This is a genomic window from Elusimicrobiota bacterium (genome assembly GCA_041660185.1).
Classification (GTDB): domain Bacteria; phylum Elusimicrobiota; class Elusimicrobia; order 2-01-FULL-59-12; family 2-01-FULL-59-12; genus JBAZWU01.
In genome coordinates this window covers 19,214-21,844 of sequence record JBAZWU010000016.1, presented here as the reverse complement: position 1 = coordinate 21,844, position 2,631 = coordinate 19,214, and the positions used below count along the sequence as shown (strand labels likewise).

Below are 2,631 nucleotides of genomic sequence, written 5' to 3'. Positions count from 1 at the left end.
CGGGGTGGAGATGGTGATGCCTGGGGACAACATTGAGTTTGAGGCGGAACTGATCACGCCGATCGCGATGGAGAAGGGTGTGCGGTTTGCGATCCGTGAGGGCGGCCATACGGTGGGCGCCGGTGTCGTCTCGGAAGTGATCGCCTAAAGGAATTCTATGGCTGAACGCATTACGATTATTTTGGCTTGTACGGACTGCAAGAATAAGAATTACTCCCACTCCCGCGGCAAACGGAAAGATTACAAGGTGGAAGTAAAGAAATTTTGCCGGGCCTGTGCGAAACATACCGTTCATAAGGAAATGAAATCCTCCTAAGGAATCGCCGGGGCGGACCGCTGTCCGCCCGATCTTGGATGCCATTGCATGTTTTTGCAATGGTGGGCGCACAGCTGTGCGCCCCTACATCTCCCTTGTATTCCAACGCGTCCTTTTGCTAGGATTTCGATGCCTCTCGAACGCGAGAGGCCGTTTTTTTGTGGGGGAATCGGTTAACCGGTAAACCAACGGTCTCCAAAACCGTGACTGGGGGTTCGAGTCCCTCTTCCCCCGTTCCTTTAAGGTGAGTTTTAATGTTCGATCAATTCACGCGGTTTCTACAGGAAGCGTATCACGAGTTAAAACTCGCGACGTGGCTCACTCGTCAACAAATGCTGGCGTCAACCGTCGTCGTAATCATCTTAACGGTGTTGGTGGCGGTTTACGTCGCTTTGATTGATCGAGTGTTGTTGTTTGTAGCTGGAATTCTCTTCAGGATTGGATAAATACGATGGCTGAACGAGCATGGTATGTGATTCACACCTATTCGGGACATGAGGATCGCGTGAAGGCTTCTTTGGAGAAGACGATCGAGAATATCGGCCTCCAGAGCAAAATCCACAAAGTCCTCATACCGACCGAAGAAGTGATGGAAATTAAACGGAACCGCAAGCAGGTCAAGAAACGCAAATTTTTCCCCGGCTATGTCATCGTGGACATGCTGGTGGATAATGAGACCTATTGGACCATTCGGAATACCCCGGGAGTCTCCGGTTTTTTGGGTGGGAACATGCCCATTGCTTTGCCGGAGGCGGAGGTCAAGAATCTATTGGATCTGACGACGGCTCAACCCCAGCAGAAACCACGGCCGGCCGTCACCTTTAACAAAGAAGAGAACGTCCGGATCATCGATGGTCCTTTCCGCCACTTCATCGGTGTTGTGGAAGAGGTGAATGAAGAGCGCGGCAAACTGAAGGTGATGGTATCCATCTTCGGTCGCCCGACGCCTGTGGAACTGGATTTTCTACAGGTAGAAAAATTGTAATCGTAGGGGCGCACCGCTGTGCGCCCGTGTTTGAATCGCATTTAATGACGGGTCGACAGCGGTCGACCCCTACAATCGAAGGAATTGTTTATGCCTCCAAAAAAAGTTAAAACGCAAATTAAATTGCAAATTCCAGCCGGTGCCGCCAATCCGGCGCCGCCGGTCGGCCCTGCGCTGGGCCAGCACGGCGTCAATATCATGGATTTTTGCAAGCAGTTTAACGAGCGCACGAAGAGCAATGAGCCCGGGATGGTCATCCCGGCGGTCATTACGATATTCGAAGACCGGACCTTTACGTTTATCACCAAGATGCCCCCGGTTTCTGCGCTTCTGAAGAAGGCGGCGGGTCTGGCCAAGGGTTCGGGTGAACCGAACCGCAATAAGGTGGCCAAGATCACACGGAAACAAGCGGAGGAAGTCGCCAAACAAAAAATGCCGGATTTAAATGCCAATAGCCTGGATGCCGCTGTTCGAATGGTGGCCGGTACCGCCCGAAGCATGGGCATTGAGATTACAGAATAAGGAAATTTTTATGGGGAAACGACTCGCAGCCTTAGAGAAGGGAAAAATTGTTGATCCTGCCAAAAAGTATGCGATCCATGAGGCCGCCGACTTGGTCAAGAAGACGGCAACCGCTAAATTTGATGAAAGCATCGAATTGCATGTGAAACTCGGTGTGGATCCGAAACAGTCGGACCAGAATGTCCGTGGCACGGTGGTTTTGCCGCATGGGACAGGACAAAGCAAGCGCGTCGTCGTGGTTGCCAAGGGTGAAAAACTCAAGGAAGCGGAGCAGGCCGACGCCGACGCTTTCGGGGACGCCGATATCATTGAGAAAATTTCTAAAGGCTGGCTTGATTTTGACGTGATCGTGGCGACCCCGGATGCGATGAAAGATCTTTCGAAACTCGGAAAGGTGCTGGGCCCGAAGGGGCTGATGCCCAATCCGAAGGCTGGAACAGTGACCTTTGACATCGCGCGTGCGGTCAAAGAGTTGAAGGCGGGTCGTATTGAGTTCAAGTTGGATCCAGCCGGGATCATCCACACGGTGGTTGGCAAAGCCAGTTTTTCACCTGAGAAGATCGCTGAAAATACGAAAGCCATCATTCATGCCCTGGTTATGGCCAAACCCGCCGCGTCCAAAGGCCAATACCTTCAAAGCATGACCTTGGCTGCCACCATGGGGCCCGGCATTTCCCTCGACCTTTCCCAAAAATTCGAGTAGATTGTTCCCGGAAGACCTGACGCTACGTCCCTTGAAGCGCGTGGGCGCGGCCTTGGGCCAAAAATCCTTTCGATTCTTCCTGCTCGGAGCTTTCCTTTCCAATAT

Annotated in this window: 6 protein-coding genes and 1 tRNA gene; all 7 read left to right on the top strand. The window is 52.2% G+C overall.

Annotated elements, in window-relative coordinates:
* Positions 1 to 148, top strand: a 148-nt coding sequence (gene tuf, locus WC859_09950) for an elongation factor Tu (protein ID MFA5976467.1), incomplete at its 5' end; no start/stop codon positions are given.
* A gap of 9 nt (positions 149 to 157) precedes the next feature.
* On the top strand, positions 158 to 316 hold the full coding sequence (gene rpmG / locus WC859_09945; protein ID MFA5976466.1) for a 50S ribosomal protein L33: 159 nt from the start codon (positions 158 to 160) through the stop codon (positions 314 to 316).
* 162 nt (positions 317 to 478) lie between these two features.
* Positions 479 to 550, top strand: a tRNA-Trp gene (locus WC859_09940).
* Between the two features lie 20 nt (positions 551 to 570).
* Positions 571 to 762 carry a preprotein translocase subunit SecE gene (secE, locus tag WC859_09935; GenBank protein ID MFA5976465.1) on the top strand — a complete coding sequence of 64 codons (192 nt, stop codon included), beginning with the start codon at positions 571 to 573 and terminating at the stop codon, positions 760 to 762.
* 5 nt (positions 763 to 767) lie between these two features.
* The gene (nusG, locus tag WC859_09930) at positions 768 to 1,301 is read left to right on the top strand and encodes a transcription termination/antitermination protein NusG (protein MFA5976464.1); all 534 of its coding nucleotides are present in this window, start codon (positions 768 to 770) and stop codon (positions 1,299 to 1,301) included.
* Between the two features lie 90 nt (positions 1,302 to 1,391).
* A complete protein-coding gene (gene rplK, locus WC859_09925; GenBank protein MFA5976463.1) occupies positions 1,392 to 1,823 on the top strand; it encodes a 50S ribosomal protein L11 in 432 nt (143 codons plus the stop codon).
* A 10-nt stretch (positions 1,824 to 1,833) separates the two neighbouring features.
* Complete coding sequence (rplA, locus tag WC859_09920) at positions 1,834 to 2,526, top strand: 50S ribosomal protein L1 (GenBank protein MFA5976462.1); 693 nt, start codon at positions 1,834 to 1,836, stop codon at positions 2,524 to 2,526.
* The last annotated feature ends 105 nt before the right edge of the window (positions 2,527 to 2,631 follow it).